This window comes from Lysinibacillus sp. G01H, assembly GCF_028872195.1.
In the GTDB taxonomy this organism is placed as follows: domain Bacteria; phylum Bacillota; class Bacilli; order Bacillales_A; family Planococcaceae; genus Lysinibacillus; species Lysinibacillus capsici.
Map to the genome: position 1 here is coordinate 3,047,907 of NZ_CP118397.1, position 23,467 is coordinate 3,071,373.

Below are 23,467 nucleotides of genomic sequence, written 5' to 3' on the forward strand. Positions count from 1 at the left end.
CTCACTTATACAAATAAAAATGGTTCTGTATGGATCGTTGATTGGATGAATTCAACCAAGTATTTTTTATCCTCACATAGTTCAGCCATTTTTTTTGCTACTCCTGCAATCATTACCTTTTCTACATGATGCCCAGGATCTACTATTTGTAAATCAATGGCTTGTGCGTCCTGAGCTGTATGGAAGTACATATCGCCTGTTAAGAAAACATCAGCTCCTGCACGTTTTGCCGCATAGATATATTTATTACCATCTCCACCAACAAGCGCAACCTTGCTGACCTTCGATTGTAAATCACCCACTACACGAACAGCTGGCACATCTAGTTGCTGTTTAACGAATTCAGCAAATTGTTGTAACGTCATTTCCTTTGTTAAGTAACCTACACGCCCTAATCCCATCACATTTGTTTGCTGCTCAAGACGTATCACATCATAGGCAGGCTCCTCATAAGGATGACTAGTAAGCATGGCCTTTAACACGCGGCCTTTCATGGATTCAGGAAAAACAACTTCTACCTTTACTTCTTCCTCCACATGTAATTCGCCAACAGAGCCAACGAACGGATTAGCTCCTGCTAGTGCACGGAACCGACCTTCTCCAGTCGTTGTGTAACTACATGCTTCATAGTCGCCAATACGACCCGCCCCAGCTGTTGCAAGCGCCTCACGTAATGCTTGTGCATTAGCAGTTGGTATAAAGACTGCCAGCTTCAACAAATTCTCAGCATACGTTTCTTCTAATATTGAACGGTTTTTTAGCTGTAGGGCATCTGCTAATAAATCATTTACCCCACCTTCGGCTACATCTAAATTTGTATGAGCGGCATATACAGCAATATCGTGTTTAATCAGCTTTTCATATAAGCGCCCTGCTGGATGATCTGTGCGGATATTCGCTAGGCGTCTAAAGATTGGTGGATGATGTGCGATAATCAGCTCACAGCCTTTTTCTATTGCCTCATTTGCCACGGCTTCATTGACATCTAACGTCACCAACACTTTACTGACAGGTTTGTTTAGGGTCCCTATCGCTAGTCCAATTGGATCATTGTCCATACAAGCTAGTTTTTTCGGTGACCATGCTTCGAACACTTGAATAACTTCTTGGCCATTTACCGTTTTCATCTTACAAAACTCCTTCTACTAAATGTATCAGAGCCGTTAACTCTGCACGTTTTTCTTCAATTTCAGGTGTTTGTTCTGCTCCCTCAATGGATTGTAGTACACGTTGCCAATTGTCTTTTTCACGCAACCATTTTTTCGTAAATGCTGGTGATTTACGCAGGCTTAGCTTAGGTCCAAACAAAATCTCTGCTGTAGAGAGCTCCATTTGGCCTCTTTGTAACACAAGGATTTCATAGATTTTATCATCTTCCTCTAAAATCTCTTCATCAAGAATCGCCCATTGATGTGCTAAAGCCCACTCACGGATAACCTTGGCGTGAATATTTGGTTGTAGGATTAGACGTGTGACACCTTGAAGCTTTTCTGGATGCTTCTCTAGAATGGAAACAATTAATGGTCCACCCATGCCAGCAATTGTCACCGTATCCACATGGTCAGCTTCTTTGATCGCTGCTAAACCGTCTGCAAGGCGTACTGTAATTTTTTCTGTTAAGTTTTCCTTTTGTACTTGTCCTACCGCTGATTCATAAGGTCCTCTTACAACTTCTCCTGCTATGGCATATGAGGCAGTCCCTTTGTGAATTAAATAACATGGTAGATAGGCATGGTCACTACCAATATCCGCCATGACTGCTCCTGTAGGAACAAATTTTGCTACTGCTTCTAATCGCTTTGAAAGTTTTTGTGCGTTCATTTTTATACCGCCTATCTTCAATAGAGTCCATTAATAGTATGGATGATGTCGTGAAAAAAAACAAATGGAGTTGTCTCACATTTCTATGTGGACAACCCCATCTTCATGATGCTTAAATCTAAAAAGTAGCTGTACTATTTCAGTACAGCTACTTGTCAGTTTTACTATTCTAAAGTAGAAATGTATTCAGCGATTGCTTTTGCTTCCTCTTCAGTTTTCATGTTTGGTTGCATTGGAGTACCTTCGATACCCTTTGTTAAAACTTCTACGATACGAGCTTCATCTAAGCCATGTAGGTTTGGACCCATACCACCAGTTAAATCACCACCGTGACAACCGATACAAGATTGTACTAATGCTGCTCCATCACCACCAGCATTTGCGTCTGTAGTTTCTGTAGTTTCGCCACCGCCCTCATGTTCAGCAGCAATTTCTTTCTTGTTATCTGCACCTTGTAAAGACATGAAGAAAATAAGACCAATACCAAATGCCAGAATTAAGATGTAAGGAACGACTGGATTGTTTTTCATAAGTTTCCCCTCCTCATTTTAAGTCTACTTCTATTATAATATAGAATCAGTCAACATCTAATATTGTACTTCATTAACAAAGAAACGAAAAGCCCTATTCGCTAAGTTTTCCTTTGTTTGTAACAAATTCGACATTTCTGTATCTATTGGATAAAATATGTCTTGCCAACATCCAAATTTGGTCAAATTTATCCTTTTATACAATTTCTTTTTCATTATATTTATGCTGTTATCATACCCTTTTCACTCATTCATATACCCAAAATTAAAAAATCTGTACGTTTTTAATTAGCGTACAGATTTTGAATCTCCTGAGGTAAAAACTTTAACATGATACTGACCCTATTATAGATAAATTGTCACAAATTATGGTTTTATATAAACACTAAAGTTCAATTAAGTTTCTTACCTGATATAGTAGATGGAGTCCTTTGTACATCGATACAAATAACATTTGCTAAATCAAGATAAATTTATGATATAGTACCCCACTAGTGCTATTAATCCTAAAGCACCTGAGACTGTGAAATATAGAAGTTTCATTTTAATACCTGACAAAAGCCAAATGACACAATTTGCTGCAATCAAGCAAAATAAAACCGTATTATTTCCACTAAAATATGTAGTACAAATGCGGATCGACATACTAAATAACAGGATGGCCGCTAGTACATGAAAAATGGGAGCTAGTAGATGTTTTTTTCGCGCCATTTGCCACGCAGCAATAAATAAGATGCATGCGCCTACTCCCACAATTACTGTAAAAATCAATGTTAATGATTGCATTGTAAAATAAAGTGCCAAAACAGCCATTATGGCGATACATAGACCCACTACCAATAGGATCATTTTTCTTTTTTCTGATGGCAAGACCGCTTGTTTAGGATGTTGCACTGGTTCTAACTCCTCTATATCAGCCCCCTCCGTATAAAGAGCTGCTAAAAAGTCACAATAGTGCTCAGGTAAAAGTTTATTTTGCTTCCAAAACAAAATTTCATTAAGGATTATTTTTTTGCGAGGATTTGTCATAGTGTTAGCTCCAAACATTGCTTAATAATGGTTGTATTACAATTTTATCTCACACTATTTGAAAACACATCTGTATAAAGTCGCAAATCTAGCATTTCCCTCATTCTAATTATCTATGATTGCATAACATCGATAGGTGAATAGCAAGGCTAATTTCTTTTTGTTCACTTTTCAAGCCTATAAAAAAAGAGCTATACCAATTAGTCATTATCTCACTACTTGGATAGCTCCAGCTATTTTAAATTTTATTCTAAGAAGTCTTTTAAACGTTTACTACGAGAAGGATGGCGTAATTTTCTTAGTGCTTTCGCCTCGATTTGACGAATACGTTCACGCGTTACGCCAAAGACTTTTCCAACCTCTTCTAATGTACGTGTGCGACCATCGTCTAACCCAAAACGTAAACGAAGTACGTTTTCTTCACGGTCTGTTAATGTATCTAGTACATCTTCTAATTGTTCTTTTAACAGTTCATAGGCTGCATGGTCGGAAGGAGATTGTGCTTCTGAGTCCTCGATAAAGTCTCCTAAATGGGAATCATCTTCTTCTCCAATTGGTGTTTCAAGAGATACTGGTTCTTGTGCAATTTTTAAAATTTCACGTACTTTTTCAGGTGTTAAATCCATTTCTTCTCCAATTTCCTCTGGAGAAGGCTCACGACCTAAATCTTGTAAAAGTTGACGTTGTACACGTATTAATTTATTAATGGTTTCGACCATATGAACAGGAATACGAATCGTACGGGCTTGGTCAGCGATTGCGCGTGTAATCGCCTGACGAATCCACCATGTAGCGTAAGTCGAGAACTTAAATCCTTTACGGTAATCGAATTTTTCAACAGCCTTAATAAGACCCATATTTCCTTCTTGAATTAAATCAAGGAATAGCATTCCACGACCAACATAGCGTTTTGCAATCGATACAACTAGACGTAAATTCGCTTCTGCAAGGCGTTTACGTGCTTCCTCGTCCCCTTGCTCAATGCGTTCAGCAAGTGCAATTTCTTGCTCAGCAGATAATAAATCCACTCGGCCGATTTCTTTTAAATACATACGTACAGGGTCATTGATTTTAACACCTGGTGGCACACTCAAATCATTTAAGTCGAAAGTTTCTTCGTTCGCTTCTTCTTTCATTAGACTTTCTTCTTCAAATTCTTCTTTTCCAATGATTTGAATATCTTTATGCTTTTCAAGATCCTCAGCAAAATGGAAAATTTCTTCGTTTTCCAATTCATAAGGTGTTAGTTTCTCTGAAATTTCTTTCATTGAAATTTCACCCTCTGTTTTTGCTTTTTCTTGTAGGAATTTTTTTGCATCATCTAATGTAATTTCTACTTCTATCTCTTTTGAACGTTCTGACTTGTCCGCCATAAACCTTCCTCCTTCTAAACAACCGAATCGGGTTAAATCGCCGATAACGATTTTCTTAAATGAATAATCTGTTGGGCGATTTCAAGTGCACGTGCATACTCATGCATCTTCTCCGCTTCCTTTGACTCATGCATCTTTTGATAAATTTCTTGCTCAATTCTATATTTTTGAAGCTGACGGATAGAGTCCATAACCTCTGCCTCTGCTTGATCAGGATCTCGCTCAACTAAAGCCGCTTCCATGACAATTTTTCGCAATTCAGCGTCATCCAAAATTTCCACAAAACGTTGATAATCAGGATGACCATACTCCTCATAAAATCCAACTAAGCGAACAAAAACTGCCATATAGGCATCTCGTACAAATGGCTCTTTTTGCTCACTACGTAATACCCTGTCCACTACATCTATATTATGAAGCATATGAGCCAGTAATAAACGTTCGGCACGTTCAGCTGCGTCCATAGGCTTTTGTTGTTGCGTGACTGGCATTGAAGGTATCTGTGTAGGCATTTCTACTTTAGCAGAACGTACCTGATTAGCCTCCAGTTTTCGGAATTGGGCATAAATGGCTTCTTCCGAGATGTTTGTTTCATTTGATAGCTGTCGTATATACAAATCTCGTTCAACTGGTGAAGATCTTCCCACTAGCTGCTCAAGAACTTCTTGAATATATTGAAGCGTATCATTTTCAAATTGAAAGTTCTTATTGCGTCTAGCATGCATCATCATAAAAGCAATATACGCATGAGGTTTTTCCAAAATTTGTTCCTTAAATGCTTGTCCACCTAAAGTGTGAATGTATTCATCAGGATCTAATTTTTCTGGCAACACGGCAATATCGACTTTCATTCGCTCTGTATGCAGTAGCTGCGCCGCTCGTTTCGCTGCATCAAATCCAGCATTATCACCATCATAGCAAATCGTAATTTGCTCTACTAAGCGCTTTAGCTTTGTGATATGCTGATTTGTTAACGAAGTACCCATTGTCGCAACAACATTCATTACACCTACAGAGTTGGCTGCTAAAACGTCCATAAATCCTTCCATCAATACTACTTGACGATTTTTTCTGATAGAAGTTCGTGCTTTATCTAGGTTATACAGCACTTCACTTTTTTGGAAAATTGGTGATTCTGGACTATTTAAATATTTTGCTTCCTCACCATTGGATGAAAGGATACGTCCTGAGAAGGCAATAATTTTACCATTCTCATCTCGAATAGGAAACATGATACGTCCTCTAAAACGATCAAAATAACGTTCTTCTCCCTCTCTTTTGATGATTAAGCCACTTTCGGCAATTTCTTGTAAGTTATAACCTTTTCTTTCAAGCAATATTGTTAATGCATCAAAGCTTGGGAGAGACCAACCAATGTTATTAGATTCGATAAGTTCCCTTGTAAATCCTCTTTCTAGCAAATAATTTAAAGGTTCTTCACCATCCTCTGTATTCAACAGTAAATGATGAAAAAAATCTGCTGCAAAAGCGTGTGCTTCTTTCATCCTTTCTTCCGCTTTAGATATCTTTTTCGTTCCTCCAGGGAAACTTGGCTCAACATCTAAGTGTATGCCAACACGTTCCCCAAGTTTCACAACAGCATCTGGAAAAGAAATGCCTTCAATATCCATTACAAAAGTAATGGCATTGCCGCCTGCACCACAACCAAAGCAATGAAAAATTTGCTTATCTGTAGATACAGAAAAAGACGGTGTTTGCTCTCCATGAAATGGACAGAGACCAAACCAATTTCGCCCACGCTTAGTAAGCTGCATGTATTCACTAATAACATCAACGATATCTGATTGTGTGCGAATCTGCTCAATTACTTCTTCTGGAATCTTCCCTGCCAAATCCATCACCATCTTTAATATTTGCGTTCTAGAAACACAATTCGCTATTCGTTTTAAAATTCCTTTATTTCTCGACAAAAAATTAGGATTTTTCTCTTATAAATATTTTTACCACAATTTTATTATTATAAAACAAAAATTAGTTTTTATCTATACCGTTTTTAAAATCCACTCAAAAAAACCGCCTCTGCTAACCGAGGTGGTTTAAAATTCTATCCTTATTTACAGGTCAAAATATGTTCGATAATCGTATTTGCTGTCTCTTCAACAGCTTTATTTGTCACATCGATAACTTGACAACCTATTCTACCGACAATTTTTTCAAAATGCTGAATCTCATCAAGAATTCTTTCATGCTGTGCATAGATAGCATCATCATTCAAGCCGAGAGACATTAACCTTTCTTTCCGGATTGAGTTTAACTTCTCAGGGGAAATAATTAAACCAAAGCATTTTTTAGGGTCTATCTGTAATAGCTCTTCTGGTGGTTCTACCTCTGGCACTAAAGGTACATTCGCAACTTTATATTTTTTATGGGCTAAATATTGTGATAGTGGTGTTTTAGAAGTTCTTGATACACCAACTAGTACGATATCAGCTTGTAATAGTCCTCGTGGGTCTCTACCATCATCATATTTTACCGCAAATTCAATCGCTTCAATTTTTTTGAAATAATCATCATCCAGCAGATGAACAATGCCAGGCGTTTCCAAAGGATTTTCTTCCATAAAAGCTGCCATTGATTGTAAGGCCGGACCTAAAATATCCACAGCCTGAATTTTTTCTTGTTCACATAAATCATGTAATAATTTACGCATTTCTTGGCGAACCAGTGTATAAACAATAAATGCTCGCTGTTGCGAAGCAAGAAAAACAATTTTACGGATAAGCTCCTCTGATTGAATATGTGGAAATCGACGAATTACAGTATTTTCAAGACCCGGTCGGAACTGGCTAATAACCGCTTTTGCAACTTGATCACCAGTTTCACCGACAGAATCAGATACAACAAATACGCGTAATCTTTTCATGCAGCTCTCCTTCATTTAGACATTTTGTGCAAGAGATAAGAAAGCCCGTGTAATCGTTGTTTTTGTAAGACGACCAACAATCGTTAAACCACCCTCTTGCGGTTCAACTACTGGTAGTGAATCAACCTCACGTTCAATAAGTTTGTTCGCTGCAACAATTAAAGAATCTGATCTTTCACAGTACGAAATATTTGGCATACGCGTCATAATAATATGTACTGGAATTTTATTTAAATCCTGCGTACCAATACTTGTACGCAGTAAATCTTTGCGAGATAGTACGCCTGTCAAAAACTCATTCTTATCTACGACAAAGAGTGTACCAACATCTTCTGAAAACATAAAGCAAATTGCATCATAAACCGTCATTGTTTCAGGGACAACTACTGGCCCTGAATGAAAATCCTTCACTTTTAAATTGTGAATACTATCTATTAATGTAACAGATGCCTTCTTACCTGAATAAAAATAACCAACCCTTGGTCTCGCATCCAGAAATCCTGCCATTGTTAGGATTGCTAAATCCGGTCTTAGAGTTGCTCTTGTCAGATTGAGACGTTCGGCAATATGTTCCCCCGTAATAGGGCCATTTTCTTTCACAATTTGTAATATGTCTTCCTGACGTTTATTGAGTTCGATTGGACTCACCGCCTCAAATCTAATAGTGTTATACTTATGCTCAATTATTATATACTATTTTAATAATTATTGCGAATTAAAGAACTACATGCTACAATATTGACACATACGCTTGCTCTATCTGTATTTTCGAGCAAATTGCGTTATACAGGCGATGATGGGAAAAAAGTATCTGTTCCATTCTATAGCGAGTAGAAGATGGTGAAAGTCTACACAGCAACAGAGAAAAGGCACTCCCTGAGCTAACTTTTTGAAAAGAGGTTTTAAACTACTTGTTTAAAACAATCAGGGTGGAACCGCGGGTATTAGCACTCGTCCCTGGGCATACATTGTGCCCGGAGACGGGTGCTATTTTCATTTAGTTGCAACTGAATGAAAAAAACTTTGGCGTTTTTACCGCTAAAACAACGTATTAAAAAATTAAAGGAGGCTATTTTATGGCTAACAAATCAATGGAAACCATCGTATCTTTAGCGAAGCATCGAGGCTTTGTCTTCCCTGGTTCTGAAATCTACGGAGGTTTAGCAAACACTTGGGATTATGGTCCACTAGGTGTGGAATTAAAAAATAATATTAAAAAAGCATGGTGGCAAAAGTTTGTTCAGGAATCTGAATACAATGTAGGTATCGATGCTGCTATTTTGATGAATCCAAAAGCTTGGGTTGCTTCTGGTCACGTAGGAAACTTCAATGACCCAATGATCGACTGTAAATCATGTAAGGCCCGCCACCGTGCAGATAAAATTATCGAAGACGCTGCATTAGCGAAGGGCGATGAAATCATTGTTGATGGTATGACATTCGACCAAATGAAAGAAACAATGATTAAATATGACGTAGTATGCCCTGATTGCGGAAAGGCTGATTTCACAGATATTCGCCAATTCAACCTCATGTTTAAAACATTCCAAGGTGTAACGGAATCCTCTACAAATGAAATTTATTTACGCCCAGAAACGGCACAAGGTATTTTCGTGAACTTTAAAAACGTTCAACGTTCTATGCGTAAACGTACACCATTTGGTATCGCACAAATCGGTAAATCTTTCCGTAACGAAATTACACCAGGTAACTTTACATTCCGTACACGTGAATTCGAACAAATGGAGCTTGAATTCTTCTGTAAACCTGGTGAAGACCTTGAATGGCATGCATATTGGAAAGAATTCTGTAAAAATTGGTTACTAAACCTAGGCATGAAAGAAGATTCGATGCGCCTTCGTGACCATGAGGATGATGAGCTATCTCACTACTCTAACGCTACAACAGATATCGAATTCAAATTCCCATTTGGCTGGGGAGAGCTTTGGGGTGTAGCGGATCGTACAGATTACGACTTAAAACAACATATGGAGCACTCTGGTGAAGATTTCACTTACATTGATCCTGTATCAAACGAACGTTATGTTCCATATTGTATTGAACCATCATTAGGAGCTGATCGTGTAACATTAGCTTTCCTGTGTGATGCCTATGATGAAGAGGAACTAGAAGGTGATGATAAACGTACGGTTTTACGTTTCCACCCTGCTCTGGCTCCATTTAAGGCTGCCGTGCTACCACTTTCTAAAAAATTATCTGATGAAGCTACAGATGTTTGGGCTGAACTACGTAAAGCCTTCCCTGTTGATTTTGATGAATCACAATCAATTGGTAAACGTTACCGTCGTCAAGATGAAATTGGTACACCATTCTGTATCACATATGATTTTGATTCAAAAGAGGACGGCCAAGTAACAGTACGTCATCGTGACTCTATGACACAAGTTCGTATGCCTATTGCTGAAGTAAAAGCCTATATTGAAAAACACCTACAATTCTAATCACTTTAATGCTCAAAAAAGAGGGGGTAGCCAGCAGGCAACTCCCTCTTTCTTATGCTTTATATGTTGAAAATAAGCGCTCTTGCATTTTTTCCTCGAATGAAAACTTTTTCATGCTCAAACCTATTAAGCTCACTAATAGCTCCTCAATATCCGCTAGTGAGTAATAAAGGAATGTACCTTCTCGCATTGGACGAACCCGTTTGTCAAAAGTTTGTTCATCTTCAATAAAGTAAGCGACATTGACATCACAATGTTCCATCAATTGTGTAATACGTTGATCATCACCTGGGTTTATAAAGAATGGCACAATTTTATCAATATACAAAATACTTTGAACAAGCTTAATGAAGAAATTTTCACGCAACGATGTCTCCACAACTAATATGGTCGTTTGCTCATGTTGATAATCCATATATAAAACGTTTAATTGCTCTTCTAGTAGCGTTTTTAAAATACCAATAGAATTGCGGTACTTTGTCATATCCGTTTGGATTTCTCTTGTTAGTAAACGTAAAATACGAAAGGCTGGCAGAAAAATTTTTAAGACAATTTCTTTAGGATGTAAATGGTCAATTAATTTATTAAAATGAATTCTCAGATTATTTTCGTCACAGCGGATTAATTGCTCCACAAATAAGTTGAAAATCTCTTCAAAGCTATTCGCTCGATAGTCGATCATTTTCGTAATTCTCACACTATAGTTCAAAGGTAGATTCATTGATTTTTGCTCATCTAACAATCTTACTTTTGGTAATGTAGGAAATAAATCATAAACAAGTTCTACTTGTGCACTGCGATTATCTGATAACATAACAACAGAGTTGACTGGGTAAATCCCTAAACATTCTACAAATTTATGCATAAAGCTCTCATTATATAAATGTCGATCTCTGTATAAGACGGCTAAAGCATCTGTAGCACCATAGCCAACATGATAGACTCTCTTGGATGTCATCGCTGAATATACATCAACAATTTGTAATAATTGTACACCATCACTCATATCATCCGCACAAAGTTGATTTGGATAGCCCTTTCCCGCAAAACGTTCATGATGATCTCGTGCCAAATAGGCAATGTCTTCCTCGTTATGTTCCATGAGTAGCTCGTAGCCTTTTGTTGTGTGCGTCTTTACAATATCAAACTCATCTTCAGAGAGTTTACGTTTCAGATTTAATATTTCTTGTGGTATAAAAACCTTCCCGATATCATGGAACAGGTAGCCCCTAGCTAATGTTTCAATATCTGTTAAACCTAGGTATCTAGCGAAAATTGTACCTAATACAAACACATCAAATGAATGGACAAATGAATACTCGTCCCATTCCTTTAAACGCATAAGTAGCTCATAGCGATGTTTTTTTTCCAAAATCTTTTCAAAAACACCTCTTACATAAGCCGTATCTTGTATGCTTTTAAGAATTTGTCCATAGCGTAATTCGTGCACGACATTTTCCAACGTTGTCATAAAAAGCTGACTGACTGTCTCTCTATAATCATCCACAGGATCTCTTTTTTCAATTAATGGGGCAAATAGATCTTCATATTCTCTTGTTCGTTGAGCACTTAAATCATGGACAACTCGAACTGAATCAGATGGCAAATAGACAGCTAATTCATCTACTTTACGAAGTTTAAGTAAGGCAATAATTCGCTCCGTTAAAACTAAATCCTTTTTAGCCAATAAACGATACTCTGAAAAAATATCTTCTGCTAATATATCATTTGCTTCAACTTCATGAATACTTAAGGTTACTTTTCGTAGCATATATTTTGCCACATACGCAATGTACTAAGCACTATGTGACTCCCTCCTTCTTCCATAGGACTGCGCTATTCTGATAAACGTATAACAATACGTTTTGCTGATAGAGGCTTTTATATTTCATAGGCATGTCTAAAGTGATCTAGCGTACATCAGTTTCGATGGAGATTAAACGACTTAATTATATTTAAAAAATATAATTACCATTATCTATACCATTTACAATATCATAGGTTAAAATGCCTTTTCAACTAGTATATGGGTCTCGAATGAACAGTTTCTACCACTTATATAATGAAAACTAAACAAAAATACAAATCTTTTTACCTATTAAAATACTTATAAATATAGATATAAGTATAAATATAGATAAATAAGACTTTATATTCTTCATTTAAAGACAAAAAAATAACGAATAAAATTAAATTTCTGCAATAATTTTATTTTGTAAAAATTGAAATTTATTCATTAAAAAGAAAGATAATATAGTTGCATCCTCCTATAAAATCAAAGGTATTACTTTTTATTTAAAAAGATAAAATGAAGCGAGTTTTGCGCTACGCAAGTTAATTAGTTTTAACTCATCCTTTTACTTAAGGTAGCATTGATTACCAAACACGTCATGGTATGGATGAAATTCCCTCTATGCGTTGTTCCATCTTTTTGGTATAAATAAGTTATTATAGTTAGTATTAGCTGTTAAATAATGAAAAATTAACAGTCTAAAGACACATCACCTTTTAACATTCATTCGTCCGGAAGTTTGAACTGATACATAGGAGGGTCTAACCAGAAACATATATACTATAAAATTTTCTATTGTACTTTTTGGAGGAATTTAATTGCAGTCACAACGTTTATTTCAACTAGCTATGGCTTCTGCTTTAGTAACAAGTGCGATTATTATCGCACCACCCGCACATGCAGCATCATTTTTCCCTGATGTCAACCCAACCAATGAGGAAGGTAAGGCTATTATTCAATTAGCAGAGCGTGGCATTATATTCAAAGACATCAAACCTGGCGATGAAAACTACGGAGCCATTGCAGCATTAGCAAATGCTGGGATTATTAATGGTGCAAATGGTTACTACTACCCTACTCAACATATAACTCGCGAGCAAATGTCCAAAATGATTGCGAAAGGCTTTGGATTAACAAATACGAGTAACACGCAATTACCGTTTACAGATGTTAAAAAGGGGAATGAATTTGAGCCTCATATTAAAGCATTGTTTGCAAATGGGATTACCAAAGGAACATCTGCAACGACTTTCGGCCCCAAAAGCAATGTAAAGCGCTCTCAATTGGCTGCTTTTGTTGTACGAGCTGAAAAGTTGCAAGGCAATGCAACCGTCTATGCAAATCAATTTAAGCAGGACTATATTTTTGCCTCTTATGGTGGTCTTGAGCCAGCAGAGGATATTTTCACATGGCATGAAGAGGAAGATATGACAGAGTCTATCACGATAACCCCTATAAAAGAAGGTACGGGCAAATTAGTGATTACTGGATTTACTGATGATTCAGAGGATTTTACTGACATTTTTTATTTAGTACATGTCAAAAACGTAAATGGTAAGCTGAAGGTAACGCTTGAAGAAGTAAATGAAAATGATTATATCGAAAATTTACCACTCGATTTGTCTGAGAGTCAATTACCATTCATGCCAGCAGAGGTGACGGTTCAAAACACGAATGGACAGCCACTCGCTTCAAATTTATATAACTTTAATCAACAAGATCAAACACTATCCATCTTGCAAAATGGACAATTCATTGTTACATTTTCAAATGGGACACAACAGCAAAAGATGGCTGCAGATGTGTATTCCTATGATTTTGTTCGCAGCATTGATTTATATCATTTGACAGATGAATTAATACTAACAACGCAAGAATTACCTTTTGAACCAACACATGTAGCACTCGAAAGCTTTGGTTTTGAGCCAGTGCCTGTAAAAGCGACGATTCTTAACGGACAACTACATGTTACGCCAAAAGCTGAAGGTCTAGCGATTCTCCATTTAACAGGTAAAAATGACCAAACAGCATACATTTATATTGAAAGTAAAAAAATTGCTGGACACTGGGCCTTTTTAGTGTCGGAGGATGAGGATGAATTTTAAATAACGTGAAATGCCAGATGAACATTATGATTCATCTGGCATTTCGTCTTTCGAGCGAATTTGCAGTTCAGGGGTACGTTCTAGTTGCTCAATAAATTTTCTCGTCTTAAACCGAATACCGGTTTGTTCTTCATAGATGGTTGTTATAATTTTTTTAATGAAATATTTTGTTTCTTTTTTTAGCTCTATTTTTCCAATTTGGTCGATAGGAACAGTGTAGAACATCCTTATAAGTTTTAGCTGTGTTGGCGTTAAGCGAATGATATAGGGGTCATGCTGATAACAGCGATGGCATAAGAATCCTCCTTGAGCAAAGGAAAAAGCAAATTCCCCATCTACAGCGCCACACGCAGCACAGGCATGTAAAATAGGTTGTACACCTGTATAGGGCAACATTTTCCATTCAACAAATAGCGTAATGGCTTCAGGATCGTAGCCATCCTCAATTGCTTGTAGTGCATGTAGTAAAACATCGAATGCAAAAGGCTCTGGCTTTCCTTCTTCAACAACTCGCTCCACTAATTCCATAATATAGCTAGCATAAGCAGTAGCCATAATATCTTCACGAATATGGCGCATTGAATTTAAATGTTCTCCCTGTTGCAAAGTTCCCATGCCCGTATGATGTTGTACCATAAACATCCCATAGGTAAAGGGTTGCGTGATGGAAGCCAATCTACTAGAAGGTTTTTTTGCCCCTCTAGCCATCGTAGCCACTTTGCCAGCTTCACGAGTTAGCAAAATAACAATCTTATTAGATTCTCCATAAGCGCGAACCTTTAATACAATCCCCTCCCATTTATGAAGCATAATCCCCCTCCTTTCTTAAAAGAACTATCCATGAAAAGAGAGCTGCCCAAAATAATTTTGGACAGCTCAAAAATAAAATGATCAATACTCCTAGATCCTTTTGCCCCTATAAGAAGAAGTTAACCTCTAAAACCGTCACGTCAAAATTTGGCGTCTATTCCTGATTCAACGGGCAATGTTCACGATCGGGGCAACTCATTTGCTAAGTCAGGAAAAAACTTAATATTCATCATCACGGAATCCAAAATCGCGTAAATGTGTAGCTTTATTACGCCAATCTTTTTGCACCTTTACCCATAGCTCTAAATAAACTTTAGACCCTAGGAGCATTTCGATATCCTTTCGCGCACGTGTCCCCACTTCTTTTAGCAAGGCTCCACGTTTTCCGATAACAATCCCTTTTTGAGAATCACGCTCCACAATAATCGTAGCCGCTACATGAATTTTATCCTCATTTTCTTCATCACGACGAATTTTATCAATTACCACTGCGATAGAATGGGGAATTTCTTCACGCGTTAAATGTAGAACTTTTTCACGAATAAGTTCAGATATAATAAATCGTTCAGGATGATCTGTCACTTGATCAGCCGGGTAATACTGAGGTCCTTCTGGTAAATACTTCGCCAAGGTCACTAATAAATTTTCAACATTATTGCCTTGTAGCGCAGAAATCGGTACAATCTCCGCAAAGTCATAGCGCTCTTTATAGCTCTCAATAATTCCCATTAGTTCATCTGGATGAATGGCATCAATTTTATTGATGACCAAAAAGACAGGTGTTGGATTTCCTGCTAGCATTTCTAAAATAAATTCATCACCTTTACCGAGTTTTTGCTCAGCATTAACCATAAACATAATAACGTCCACTTCACGCAATGTGTTTTTAGAAACCTTCAGCATGAAATCGCCTAGTTTATGTTTTGGCTTGTGAATACCTGGTGTATCAATAAAAATCATTTGGCTATCATCTGTTGTCAGTACGCCTTGTACTTTATTTCGTGTTGTTTGCGGCTTATCACTCATGATCGCAATTTTTTGGCCAATGACACGATTTAAAAATGTCGATTTGCCAACGTTTGGACGACCAATGATGGAGATAAAGCCTGATTTATAGCCATTTTTAGTTTCCTGCATTCTCTAAATCCTCCGTCGTAAATGCAAACGGTAGTAATTCGCCCACTGACGTTACCGTCACATCACCTTTTAAGTTCGTTAAATAGACAGGCATAGTTGGAGCACAAAACTCCATCATGACCTGGCGACATGCTCCACATGGGGCGCATGGTCCTTCCGTATCAGCTACAATGGCAATGGCTTCGAATTCGTAAATCCCCTCCGATACTGCCTTAAAAAACGCTGTACGCTCAGCACAATTTGTCATACTATAGCCTGCATTTTCAATATTACAGCCGTGAATAACCTCTCCATCTTTTGTTAGTAGAGCTGCCCCTACTTTAAATTTTGAATAAGGAACATAGGCTTTTTCACGTGCCTTTTTTGATTCTTCTAATAATGCATGCATATCCATTGTCATCTATACTAATTCTCCCTCACATTTATGGTTTATTTTCAATTAGAAGACACTCATTTCCATTAAAACCATTTTGGCAGAAAGATGAGTAATCCGATTATAGCACTGAATAGTGCAAATACAAGCACTGCACCTGCTGCAATATCTTTTGCTTGCTTAGCAAGCGGATGAATCTCTGGGGAAGCTAAATCGACTACCCGTTCGATAGCTGTATTCATCATTTCCAGCGCAAACATCAGTGCTATTAATAGTAGCACAATATACCACTCCATACGAGATAAACCTGTCAAATAACTAGCCAGTATAACAATGATTGCACTTACTATATGTGATTTCAAATTTTGTTCTTTACTTGCAGTTATGATGCCTTCGAAAGCATAGCCAAAAGATCGCAAGTATTTTCGCAAATCCATCTAGTCTCGACCTAAGCCAAAAGTTTGTAGAATCTCATCTTGCTTTGCAAACATCACTTTCTCTTCTTCTGGCTCCATATGGTCATAACCAAGTAAATGTAAAAAACCATGTACAGCTAAAAAGCCTAATTCTCGCTCAAAGGAATGATTATATTCCTCAGCCTGCTCTTTGGCACGGTCTGTTGAAATAATAATATCACCTAATACACGTGGCATCCCTTCAAAAGTTACTTCCATTTCCCCTTCCCCTAGCTCCTCTAGCGCAAAGGAAATGACATCTGTTGGCTGGTCCTTGCCACGATATTCACGATTAATATCTTGAATTGCCTTGTTCGTTACAAACGTCACCGAAACCTCTGTTTCTGGCTCAATATTTTCTACACTTGCAGCATGCTGTAATAGCTTTTCAACTAGTTCGATATGTTGTGCTCCCACTTCATTTGTTTCATCCGTAAAATCAATTGTTAAAATCATAGATCCTCCTACTTATCTGCCTTTGGATATTCAATACGTGAATGGAATATCCCATTCAACGTTTCACAAAGTACTCTCTCTATACATTTTAACTCTTTTATTGAAATATCGCATTCATCAAACTGATTATCTTGGACGCGATCATCGATAATCGCTCGTACTAGCTTCTGAATTTTCTCTGCATTTGGTTCTTTCATAGAACGTACTGCTGCCTCGACACTATCCGCAACACTGATAACAGCTGCTTCTTTTGTTTGTGGTTTGGGCCCTGGGTATCGGAACTTTGCTTCATCAATATTTTTTCCTTCTTCCTTTGCTTTAAACAAGAAGAATTTTAACAAACTTGTGCCATGATGTTGTAAAGCGATATCAATAATCTCTTGAGGCATTTTATAACGTTTTAACATATTGGCACCATCTGTCGTATGGGCGATAATAATCTCTGCACTTGTTTCAGGTGGTAACGAATCATGCGGATTGATGCCCGACATCTGATTTTCGATGAAAAAGGAAGGTCGCTTGGTTTTACCAATGTCATGATAATAACAACCTACACGTGCTAATAAACCGTCAGCACCAATCTCTTCACACGCAGCTTCCGCTAAGTTCGCTACCATCACACTATGATGATATGTCCCTGGAGTTTCCATTAATAATTTTTTTAATAATGGATGGTTGGGATTGGATAGCTCAATTAAGCGTAAAGACGAAAGCAAGCTAAACGCCGATTCAAAGAATGGTAAAAGTCCCATCGTTAATGCCCCTGAAAGCAAGGCAGATAACATCGCTGCTATTAAGTAAAAGGCTAACTCTGGTAAACCATAGGATGATTGTGTCATTAACAAATAAAACGCTATAAATGCCATGTTTACAAGGGAAATCACACCAACCGCATGTAAAATATGTGAGCGTTTTTCCACACTACGCAAAAAGAATAGGCTTGCAAACCCTCCGAATATGATATACAGCGTAATTTCCATTTGCATAACTGAAGAATAGCCTTCTTGAAAAATTACTCCTGCTGAAGCAGCCGTCATAACTGTAATTAATACGGCTGCTCGCTCATCTGCTAGCAATCGTACAAGCATCGTAGCTAGTGCTGTCGGGAATAAAAAGGCAATCGTCACATCAAAGCCACTAGAAACTAAGCTAATAAATTTCATGAGCAAAATAGACAAGCTATAAACAATCACTGTCACTAACAGTGCATTACGTTTTTTTTGTTCGTTAGTCTCCCAACGCTCAAATAAAATATACATAAACATCATTTGCAGTAGCGTTAAAATAATAAGCCCTGCTATCGGCTTCAAGGAGGCTTTATTACTAACCATCCCTAATAGCTCTAATTGTCTAAAAGCCTCATTGTCAATAACTTGGCCTTCTTGAACAATAATCTGACCTTGTAAAATTCTTGTTGGCTCTACACTTTCTTTGGCCTGCTGTTTTCGAATCTTTGTTTGTTCTTCGTTAATTGTTTCATTTTCAATAATGCTTGTACGTCCTATTAACACGACTGTATTGAATATTTTATCAGGATATCCTCGTTGTCCACGAATCTTTGTTTCAAAATCATTTTGTGCAACAAAGACGTTCTCTGGTCGGATGGATTTTTGTAAATATTCCTCTACAAATTTAGATAATTGCGTACTTGTTCTAGTTAAATCATCTTCACTTTGCACTAACAGACCTTCCAGCTGAGAATCTGTAAAAATTAACGGCATCTGGTCTTCGTCAATGGATTCAAATTTCTTTCGAAGCTGTGTAACTTGGTCTGCAATAGGAATAGGTTCCTTACTATTTGCAACATCTTTTTTCACTTCCAAAACATAATCAAATAATGATGTTACAATCGCTGCTCTTTGCTTGGCGACATCCTCCGAAAATTGATAGACTGAATCCACTGCATTGGCAGCTTTTTCTCGCTCTAGCTGAGTTTTATAAGTGTCTTCAATGGTTTTAGTAGATCGTACGGTTTCAGGCGCAAGCTGTAATGGTTTGAAATCATATGTAACTCCTTTAACATTGCCATACATGAACCCAAATTGTAGGCCACCTGTTAAAATGAGAATGATGATAAGAAAGTAGCGAAAACCGATAAGCTCTGTAAATTTTCGAAGTTGTTTCTCCATCTGGCACCTCCTCTATCTACCTACTATCATACCAATTCAACATACATTTTTCTCGAAAAATGTATAAGAAAGCAAAAAACAGCTATGCATCTTCGCATAGCTGTCACATTTTTTTCCATATTTTGATTAAATTCGAGGTTTAGGTTTTAACTATATAGATGTTTTAAACCTCGTTACCCCTGTCGCTTCGCTTGCGGGGCAGACTTTAGAATTGCTATGCAATTCTAAAGTTGCTGTTCTTCGTAGGCTTGAATGATTTTGGCTACGATTGGGTGACGTACGACATCACCTTGTTCTAGTACTTGGAAATGGATAGATTTAACATACTTTAATGTACGTTCTGCTACAATCAAGCCAGATTCTGTATTTTTGGGTAGGTCGATTTGTGTTTTATCACCTGTGATGACCATTTTAGAGCCGAAGCCTAGACGAGTTAGGAACATTTTCATTTGTTGATGTGTTGTATTTTGTGCTTCATCTAAAATAACAAAGGCATCATCTAATGTACGGCCACGCATATAGGCTAAAGGGGCGATTTCAATTGTTCCACGTTCAATTAGTCGCTGTGTTTGTTCTGAGCCGTAGATGTCGTTTAAAGCGTCGTAGAGAGGTCGTAAATATGGATCGACCTTTTCCTTTAAATCCCCTGGAAGAAAGCCTAGAGACTCTCCAGCTTCAACAGCAGGGCGAGTTAAAATAATTCTCTTTACATGGCCGTTTTTAAGTGCCTGTGTTGCCATGACTACCGCTAAATACGTTTTCCCAGTACCGGCTGGACCAATACCGAAAACAACGTCTTTATGACGGATTGCTTGTATGTATTCTCGTTGACCAATTGTTTTTGCACGAATTGACTTACCTTTCGTCGTGCGTGCTATTTCTTCATCATATAGTTCTGCAAAATACTCGATTGTTCCTTTTTGTGTCATTTCAATAGCTGTTGTAACATCACGTTGATCAATATTAATTCCTTTGCGAATGACCTTCAATAAAGCTTGCAGAAGAAATGTTGCCTGTTCCTTAGCATTTTCTTCACCCGCAAGTTGAATTTGTTCACCACGCGTAATGATATGAACATTAAGTGCTTCTTCAACTAATTTCATATTTGCATCGGAAATACCTAGTAGCATAACCGCTTCGTTTGGATTATCCACCTGTAATACAGTTAACTGTTCTGACATAATCATTCTCCTTGTAGGCCTTGTATTGGACTTGCAATGTTTTCATTGACTAAAAATAGAACTTTCCCTTCAACTGTACCATTCCCCCACTTTGCCTGTAAAAGGTTTTCTTTCTTGATGATTGTTTTTGCAGGTAACGAGCGTAATACTTTTTCATGCAATAAAGGAATAAGCAATGACTCAATTTTCGATTCATCCAAATCTACTTGCATGGTTTTCGTCTGTTGCTCCTCTACAATCGAAACATAAGGGGATAGCCAATTCGGTAAATCCTTCCTTTGTACATAATCCACCTTTTCCTGATGTATACCCTTTATCAACACTCGCCATTGCTTTTGCTGTAAGGTTTCCACGGTAATTTTTGTTGGAATTTTAAATGAACATTCAAGCCAATAATCTGCATAAACCTCTCCCTTCGCCCCTACAAAAACTTGATCTGTGCCACTTTCTAATACACCACTTACGAGGACGTCACCTTCGTAGGCTGTATCATTTACTGAAATTTTCCGCTCACCATGCTGTATATTAAAATGTGTAATGACACCACTTTTCGTTGCTACTATATGGGAAGCTAATTTATCAGTTGTTTGCTCTGTTTGTTTAGGTGATTCTTGTGGTCTCAAAATTACTCGTCCGCCATGTTTATCAATATGAACCCATGATAGCTCTCTGTGTTGCTCTAACAGCTTTTGTCGTATAACCGTATTGGAAGGTAACTTTTTTTGAGATAGAGGGGTTTCTAGTTGAAAGGTTTCATGAAAGGTCTTACCTAAACGCTGCTCTAGTTCTGGTGTCGCGGCTTCTATGTCCACTCGCCATATAACTTGTGCACAAAGAATTGGAATAGCAATCATAAAGGCTAAGCCCAATAAAGTCCAAATTTGCGCTCGAAAAACTTGAAGCTCATCTGCATAAAATACAGCCATTTTTAAGCGAAAACGTCTTCGTACACGGCGAATTTTTGGTAGATAATGCATCGTCGTTTCAAAGGAAACTTCCTGCTCACGAAAGACAACACGCTTTAATGGTACATGTTGAGCGTGCAATGCTTGAATAAAAGGATGAACATTTTCATGGCGCTTTATACGTATAATAATTGGCCGATTATTCCACATTTTAGCTCACACCCATATTCTTTGTCATTTTCATATGAAGCTCCTGTAGATTGTCAACAGTGAGATGTAGCATTTCTTCTTTGAGCGCATTGATTGTCACTGAATCCGCATTGACAGTAATATGATAATCTGCATAGACAAACGAACAGGTCGTCGCATCTGCATGAATAAAACGGTAGGGTCCAATAATTTTTAATGATTCGTATTCTAACAACTCAAGTAGTGGCGTTAATTGAAATAATTTTTTCATAAAAAATGCCTCCTTCTTCGGCAATATATGCATCGAAAAAGGAGGACATGCTAGTTATTTTCTTTTTGATTTTGGTGGCCCTAATATTTCAGCCATCACGATTGCTTGCATAAGATCATTTTTAGATTGAGGTAGTTGTAAAGTCGAATGTGAGCCAACTGACTGCACTTCCTTTTTTTCAGCAGCTAATCGTCCTCGACTTTCTCGATTAGTAGAACGGCTAGGGATATCTGCTGGAATGACAGTTGGGGCAACATAGCTTGGTATTTCTCTTTTCACTTGTTCTTCAACAAGTTTTTTAGGCTCCTCGACTTTCTCATTTTCTGGAATCCAATCTCCTATAAATTCTCGTGCAAAATCTTCAAAACTCTGTGCTTTCCCAGTACGATGTGGCGCTTTCTCCGTAACTGGAGGCTCCACCACAGTATCTTTATTAAAAGGAGGCATCTGCTTCTGAGGCTTTTTATTTTTTGATTTTCCGAAAATAGAGCTGACTATGGCAATTATGGCAAAGAGTATTAATTGTTCCATATTATTAGTTCTGCTCCTTTCCGTTATTAAGCATTAGGTTCATTTGTTTCAGGTTTATCTGTGCTCACTTTTGAAATCGAATCGCGCATCGCTGTATCCGCTTGGATATTACGATAGTTCATATAATCCATAATACCAAGATTACCGGAACGTAAGGCTTCAGCCATCGCTTGAGGTACTTCTGCCTCTGCTTCTACTACTTTCGCCTTCATCTCTTGAACACGTGCAATCATTTCTTGCTCATTTGCAACAGCCATAGCACGACGTTCCTCGGCTTTTGCTTGCGCAATGTTTTTATCTGCTTGTGCTTGTTCAATCTGTAATTCAGCACCGATATTTTTACCGATATCTACATCGGCAATATCAATGGACAAGATTTCAAAGGCTGTTCCTGAATCTAAACCTTTAGATAATACTGTTTGCGAAATCATATCTGGATTTTCTAAAACTTCTGTATGATGTGTCGCTGAACCGATAGTTGAAACGATCCCCTCACCCACACGAGCAATAACTGTTTCTTCACCAGCACCACCGACTAAACGTTCGATATTGGCACGCACGGTAATACGAGCCTTTGCTTTTACTTCAATCCCGTTCATTGCTACACCTGAAATGAAAGGTGTTTCAATAACTTTTGGATTAACGGACATTTGAACAGCTTCTAATACATCACGCCCAGCTAAATCAATTGCTGCACAACGTTCAAATGACAGTTCAATATTGGCACGATGAGCCGCAATTAAGGCATTCACTACACGGTCAACATTACCACCTGCTAAATAGTGACTCTCTAACTGATTAATCGTTACAGGTAAACCAGCTTTATGTGCTTTAATCAACGGATTAACAATTCGAGACGGGATTACACGACGTAAGCGCATCCCAATTAATGTGAAAATACTCACACGTACACCTGCTGCTAATGCAGAAATCCACAATGCTACGGGTACAAAGGTAAAGAATACCGCAAGCACAATGAATAAAATAACTAGTCCAGCAATAGGACCAATCAAAGCTAAATCAAAACCCATTTT

22 protein-coding genes are annotated in these 23,467 nt (G+C 37.7%); 2 read left to right on the top strand and 20 right to left on the bottom strand.

Going from position 1 to position 23,467, the window contains the following annotated elements; translation table 11 throughout:
• Positions 1-5: 5 nt before the first annotated feature.
• The 8 genes from PSR12_RS15520 to PSR12_RS15555 all read right to left on the bottom strand — a co-directional run bounded on the left by PSR12_RS15520 (position 6) and on the right by PSR12_RS15555 (position 8,285).
• The gene (locus PSR12_RS15520) at positions 6-1,127 is read right to left on the bottom strand and encodes a Nif3-like dinuclear metal center hexameric protein (RefSeq protein ID WP_202341242.1); all 1,122 of its coding nucleotides are present in this window, start codon (positions 1,125-1,127) and stop codon (positions 6-8) included.
• Between the two features lies 1 nt (position 1,128).
• Entirely contained in the window at positions 1,129-1,821 is a 693-nt protein-coding gene (locus tag PSR12_RS15525; protein WP_221680084.1) for a tRNA (adenine(22)-N(1))-methyltransferase, read from the bottom strand.
• 164 nt (positions 1,822-1,985) lie between these two features.
• Complete coding sequence (locus tag PSR12_RS15530; protein ID WP_004227169.1) at positions 1,986-2,351, bottom strand: c-type cytochrome; 366 nt, start codon at positions 2,349-2,351, stop codon at positions 1,986-1,988.
• Between the two features lie 462 nt (positions 2,352-2,813).
• The gene (locus PSR12_RS15535) at positions 2,814-3,380 is read right to left on the bottom strand and encodes a hypothetical protein (protein ID WP_004227167.1); all 567 of its coding nucleotides are present in this window, start codon (positions 3,378-3,380) and stop codon (positions 2,814-2,816) included.
• 245 nt (positions 3,381-3,625) lie between these two features.
• Complete coding sequence (rpoD, locus tag PSR12_RS15540) at positions 3,626-4,753, bottom strand: RNA polymerase sigma factor RpoD (RefSeq protein ID WP_004227165.1); 1,128 nt, start codon at positions 4,751-4,753, stop codon at positions 3,626-3,628.
• Positions 4,754-4,785: 32 nt separating this feature from the next.
• On the bottom strand, positions 4,786-6,618 hold the full coding sequence (dnaG, locus tag PSR12_RS15545; protein ID WP_081011013.1) for a DNA primase: 1,833 nt from the start codon (positions 6,616-6,618) through the stop codon (positions 4,786-4,788).
• A 206-nt stretch (positions 6,619-6,824) separates the two neighbouring features.
• Positions 6,825-7,637 (bottom strand): pyruvate, water dikinase regulatory protein, encoded by an 813-nt coding sequence (locus tag PSR12_RS15550; RefSeq protein WP_004227157.1) that lies wholly within the window; start codon positions 7,635-7,637, stop codon positions 6,825-6,827.
• 15 nt (positions 7,638-7,652) lie between these two features.
• Positions 7,653-8,285 carry a transcriptional regulator CcpN gene (locus tag PSR12_RS15555; protein WP_004227151.1) on the bottom strand — a complete coding sequence of 211 codons (633 nt, stop codon included), beginning with the start codon at positions 8,283-8,285 and terminating at the stop codon, positions 7,653-7,655.
• Between the two features lie 428 nt (positions 8,286-8,713).
• Here PSR12_RS15555 and PSR12_RS15560 point away from each other — a divergent pair, with 428 nt between their 5' ends.
• Positions 8,714-10,099: a glycine--tRNA ligase gene (locus PSR12_RS15560; RefSeq protein WP_004227145.1), complete on the top strand. Its 1,386-nt coding sequence runs from the start codon at positions 8,714-8,716 to the stop codon at positions 10,097-10,099.
• Positions 10,100-10,151: 52 nt separating this feature from the next.
• Here the strand turns inward: PSR12_RS15560 and PSR12_RS15565 are convergent, their stop codons facing one another.
• Complete coding sequence (locus PSR12_RS15565; RefSeq protein ID WP_257520194.1) at positions 10,152-11,870, bottom strand: HD-GYP domain-containing protein; 1,719 nt, start codon at positions 11,868-11,870, stop codon at positions 10,152-10,154.
• Positions 11,871-12,709: 839 nt separating this feature from the next.
• On the opposite strand from PSR12_RS15565, the gene PSR12_RS15570 reads away from it, so the two are divergent.
• A complete protein-coding gene (locus tag PSR12_RS15570) occupies positions 12,710-13,996 on the top strand; it encodes an S-layer homology domain-containing protein (protein WP_274769643.1) in 1,287 nt (428 codons plus the stop codon).
• A gap of 24 nt (positions 13,997-14,020) precedes the next feature.
• On the opposite strand, the gene recO is transcribed toward PSR12_RS15570, so the two are convergent.
• The 11 genes from recO to floA all read right to left on the bottom strand — a co-directional run bounded on the left by recO (position 14,021) and on the right by floA (position 23,464).
• Positions 14,021-14,806 carry a DNA repair protein RecO gene (recO, locus tag PSR12_RS15575; RefSeq protein WP_257520196.1) on the bottom strand — a complete coding sequence of 262 codons (786 nt, stop codon included), beginning with the start codon at positions 14,804-14,806 and terminating at the stop codon, positions 14,021-14,023.
• Positions 14,807-15,025: 219 nt separating this feature from the next.
• Positions 15,026-15,943, bottom strand: coding sequence for a GTPase Era (era, locus tag PSR12_RS15580; protein ID WP_004227129.1), 918 nt, complete (start codon positions 15,941-15,943; stop codon positions 15,026-15,028).
• Complete coding sequence (locus tag PSR12_RS15585; protein WP_221680080.1) at positions 15,930-16,343, bottom strand: cytidine deaminase; 414 nt, start codon at positions 16,341-16,343, stop codon at positions 15,930-15,932. The genes era and PSR12_RS15585 overlap by 14 nt, the downstream gene beginning before the upstream one ends.
• A gap of 59 nt (positions 16,344-16,402) precedes the next feature.
• The gene (locus tag PSR12_RS15590; protein WP_221680079.1) at positions 16,403-16,753 is read right to left on the bottom strand and encodes a diacylglycerol kinase family protein; all 351 of its coding nucleotides are present in this window, start codon (positions 16,751-16,753) and stop codon (positions 16,403-16,405) included.
• Complete coding sequence (gene ybeY / locus PSR12_RS15595; protein WP_048392192.1) at positions 16,754-17,227, bottom strand: rRNA maturation RNase YbeY; 474 nt, start codon at positions 17,225-17,227, stop codon at positions 16,754-16,756.
• Positions 17,228-17,235: 8 nt separating this feature from the next.
• Positions 17,236-19,356, bottom strand: coding sequence for an HD family phosphohydrolase (locus PSR12_RS15600; RefSeq protein WP_221680078.1), 2,121 nt, complete (start codon positions 19,354-19,356; stop codon positions 17,236-17,238).
• Between the two features lie 224 nt (positions 19,357-19,580).
• Positions 19,581-20,537, bottom strand: a complete 957-nt coding sequence (locus PSR12_RS15605; protein WP_004227104.1) for a PhoH family protein — start codon at positions 20,535-20,537, stop codon at positions 19,581-19,583.
• A 2-nt stretch (positions 20,538-20,539) separates the two neighbouring features.
• Positions 20,540-21,652, bottom strand: coding sequence for a sporulation protein YqfD (locus tag PSR12_RS15610; RefSeq protein WP_221680077.1), 1,113 nt, complete (start codon positions 21,650-21,652; stop codon positions 20,540-20,542).
• 1 nt (position 21,653) lies between these two features.
• A complete protein-coding gene (locus tag PSR12_RS15615; RefSeq protein ID WP_221680076.1) occupies positions 21,654-21,902 on the bottom strand; it encodes a hypothetical protein in 249 nt (82 codons plus the stop codon).
• 54 nt (positions 21,903-21,956) lie between these two features.
• Positions 21,957-22,433, bottom strand: coding sequence for a hypothetical protein (locus PSR12_RS15620; RefSeq protein WP_221680075.1), 477 nt, complete (start codon positions 22,431-22,433; stop codon positions 21,957-21,959).
• A 26-nt stretch (positions 22,434-22,459) separates the two neighbouring features.
• Entirely contained in the window at positions 22,460-23,464 is a 1,005-nt protein-coding gene (gene floA, locus PSR12_RS15625; protein ID WP_004227087.1) for a flotillin-like protein FloA, read from the bottom strand.
• Between the last annotated feature and the right edge of the window lie 3 nt (positions 23,465-23,467).

Excerpts from the sequence above, each read along its gene's own strand:
- PSR12_RS15560 (WP_004227145.1), top strand. The coding sequence starts at position 8,714 with ATGGCTAACAAATCAATGGAAACCATCGTATCTTTAGCGAAGCATCGA.
- PSR12_RS15525 (WP_221680084.1), bottom strand. The coding sequence starts at position 1,821 with ATGAACGCACAAAAACTTTCAAAGCGATTAGAAGCAGTAGCAAAATTT.
- PSR12_RS15550 (WP_004227157.1), bottom strand. The coding sequence starts at position 7,637 with ATGAAAAGATTACGCGTATTTGTTGTATCTGATTCTGTCGGTGAAACT.
- PSR12_RS15585 (WP_221680080.1), bottom strand. The coding sequence starts at position 16,343 with ATGACAATGGATATGCATGCATTATTAGAAGAATCAAAAAAGGCACGT.
- era (WP_004227129.1), bottom strand. The coding sequence starts at position 15,943 with ATGCAGGAAACTAAAAATGGCTATAAATCAGGCTTTATCTCCATCATT.
- PSR12_RS15535 (WP_004227167.1), bottom strand. The coding sequence starts at position 3,380 with ATGACAAATCCTCGCAAAAAAATAATCCTTAATGAAATTTTGTTTTGG.
- floA (WP_004227087.1), bottom strand. The coding sequence starts at position 23,464 with ATGGGTTTTGATTTAGCTTTGATTGGTCCTATTGCTGGACTAGTTATT.
- PSR12_RS15520 (WP_202341242.1), bottom strand. The coding sequence starts at position 1,127 with ATGAAAACGGTAAATGGCCAAGAAGTTATTCAAGTGTTCGAAGCATGG.
- ybeY (WP_048392192.1), bottom strand. The coding sequence starts at position 17,227 with ATGATTTTAACAATTGATTTTACGGATGAAACAAATGAAGTGGGAGCA.
- dnaG (WP_081011013.1), bottom strand. The coding sequence starts at position 6,618 with ATGGTGATGGATTTGGCAGGGAAGATTCCAGAAGAAGTAATTGAGCAG.
- recO (WP_257520196.1), bottom strand. The coding sequence starts at position 14,806 with ATGCTTCATAAATGGGAGGGGATTGTATTAAAGGTTCGCGCTTATGGA.
- PSR12_RS15600 (WP_221680078.1), bottom strand. The coding sequence starts at position 19,356 with ATGGAGAAACAACTTCGAAAATTTACAGAGCTTATCGGTTTTCGCTAC.
- PSR12_RS15615 (WP_221680076.1), bottom strand. The coding sequence starts at position 21,902 with ATGAAAAAATTATTTCAATTAACGCCACTACTTGAGTTGTTAGAATAC.
- PSR12_RS15565 (WP_257520194.1), bottom strand. The coding sequence starts at position 11,870 with ATGCTACGAAAAGTAACCTTAAGTATTCATGAAGTTGAAGCAAATGAT.
- PSR12_RS15605 (WP_004227104.1), bottom strand. The coding sequence starts at position 20,537 with ATGTCAGAACAGTTAACTGTATTACAGGTGGATAATCCAAACGAAGCG.
- rpoD (WP_004227165.1), bottom strand. The coding sequence starts at position 4,753 with ATGGCGGACAAGTCAGAACGTTCAAAAGAGATAGAAGTAGAAATTACA.
- PSR12_RS15590 (WP_221680079.1), bottom strand. The coding sequence starts at position 16,753 with ATGGATTTGCGAAAATACTTGCGATCTTTTGGCTATGCTTTCGAAGGC.
- PSR12_RS15610 (WP_221680077.1), bottom strand. The coding sequence starts at position 21,652 with ATGTGGAATAATCGGCCAATTATTATACGTATAAAGCGCCATGAAAAT.
- PSR12_RS15620 (WP_221680075.1), bottom strand. The coding sequence starts at position 22,433 with ATGGAACAATTAATACTCTTTGCCATAATTGCCATAGTCAGCTCTATT.
- PSR12_RS15530 (WP_004227169.1), bottom strand. The coding sequence starts at position 2,351 with ATGAAAAACAATCCAGTCGTTCCTTACATCTTAATTCTGGCATTTGGT.